Here is a 1837-nt window from a genome sequence, read left to right on the forward strand (position 1 = left end):
GCCGCCCCGGACGGTTCCGCGACGGCCCTCCGCGCCCGGCTGGCCTCCCTGGCCGACGCCACCGAACGCGAACGGGTGCTGCTCGACCTGGTCCGCACGCATGTGGCGGCGGTCCTCGGCCACGACGGCCTCGGAGCGGTGGCACGCGACCGCGCCTTCCACGACCTCGGTTTCGACTCGCTCACCGCGGTCGAACTGCGCAACGGCATGACGGCCGCGACCGGCCTGCGGCTCCCCGCGACCCTCGTGTTCGACCACCCCACCCCGGACGCCATCACCGCGCTGCTGCTGTCCGAGCTGGCGGAAGCGAAGACCCCGGCGGAGGCCCCGCTGGACACCGGTCTGGCCCGGCTGGAATCCCTGCTGGAGTCGGCGTCCCCCGACGAGGCGGAGCTCGAACGGGTCGCCGCCCGGCTCCGCGCCCTCACCGCCCGGTGGCTCGACGCCCACCGTCCCGAGGACGCCTCGGACACCGACCTGTCCGACGCCAGCGCGGGCGACCTGTTCGACATCCTCGACCAGGAGCTGGAGACCCCGGCGTTCTGAACCGGCACGGCTCTGGCGGACGACGTCCGCCAGAGCCGCCTTACGGAACGTCAGTCCCGCCCCTCAGCCCATTTCGCGAGGAGGGGACGGTCGACCTTCCCGTTGGAGTTCAAGGGGAACTCGGCCAGATGCCGGAAATGCTTGGGGATCATCCCTGCGGGCAGGATCCCGCGCAGCCGCCGCGCGAGCTCGGCGGCCGGGACGGCGGCCCCGGTGTAGAACACGACCAGCTCGAGGCCGTCCTGCGCGGGACGGGTCGTGGTGACCGCGTCCTGGACGCCGTCGGACTCCCGCACCGCCTGGTCCACCTCGGCGAGCTCGACCCGCCAGCCCTGCACCTGCACCTGGGAGTCGAGACGGCCGAGATAGGCCAGCTCGCCGTCCGGCAGCCGCCGCACCCTGTCCCCGGTCCGGTACCAGCGGCGGCCGTCCTGCTCCAGGAACCGGCCTTGGTCGTCCTCGGGGTTCAGATAGCCGGACGTCATCTGCTCGCCGGCGATGCACAGCTCGCCTTCCGTGGTGGCGGACGATCCGTCGTCCGCGCGCAGCAGCAGCTCGTGTCCGGGATGCGGGCGGCCGATCGGGACGACGCCGTTCACCGCCAGCGCCGCGGACCGCGGTGACCAGCGGTGCCGGGTGACGGTGATGGTCAGCTCGGTCGGGCCGTACAGGTTCTCCACCGCGGAGTTGGGCGCGGCGGCCTGCCAGGCGTCGGCGTCGGCGCAGAGCAGCGCCTCGCCCGCGAAGAAGCTCCAGCGCAGTGTCGGCAGGGAGCCCGGCGCGAGGCCGCCCATCCGGCGGACCAGGCCGATGCCGCTGGGCACCGAGAACCAGACGCTCATCCGGCGTTCGGCGAGGAAGGCGGGCAGGTCGAGGTAGGCGCCGCCGGGGACGGCGTGGGCGCTGCCGCCCACCCCCCACGGGCAGAACAGCTCGAACATGGCGCAGTCGAAGTTCAGCTCGACGGACTGGGAGAACACGTCGTCGGGGCCGAAGTCGTACCGCTGGTCCATCAGGTCGAAGTAGTGGGCGGTGCTGCCGTGGGTGATCGGCACGCCCTTGGGACGGCCGGTGGAGCCCGACGTGAACAGCATGTACGCCACGTCCGAGGGGCGGGCGGGCAGCGGCGCGTCCAGCGGCGTCGCGGTCGGGACGGCCGTCAGGTCCAGGACGGGCACGTCCAGCTCGGTCTCGGCCAGCGCGGCCCGTCCCGTGTCGTCGGCCAGTACCGCGCCGACCGCGGCGTCGGTCAGCATCCGCCGGGTGCGTGGCGCGGGGAACCGCGGGTGGA

2 protein-coding genes are annotated in these 1837 nt (G+C 73.5%); one reads left to right on the forward strand and one right to left on the reverse strand.

What is annotated here, in order from left to right:
- A partial coding sequence (locus ACYVE7_RS33420; RefSeq protein WP_460370497.1) for an acyl carrier protein occupies positions 1-546 on the forward strand: 546 nt, incomplete at its 5' end.
- A gap of 50 nt (positions 547-596) precedes the next feature.
- On the opposite strand, the gene ACYVE7_RS33425 is transcribed toward ACYVE7_RS33420, so the two are convergent.
- Positions 597-1837, reverse strand: a 1241-nt coding sequence (locus tag ACYVE7_RS33425; protein WP_460370499.1) for an AMP-binding protein, incomplete at its 5' end; no start/stop codon positions are given.

The sequence above is a fragment of the Actinocorallia lasiicapitis genome (genome assembly GCF_054778695.1).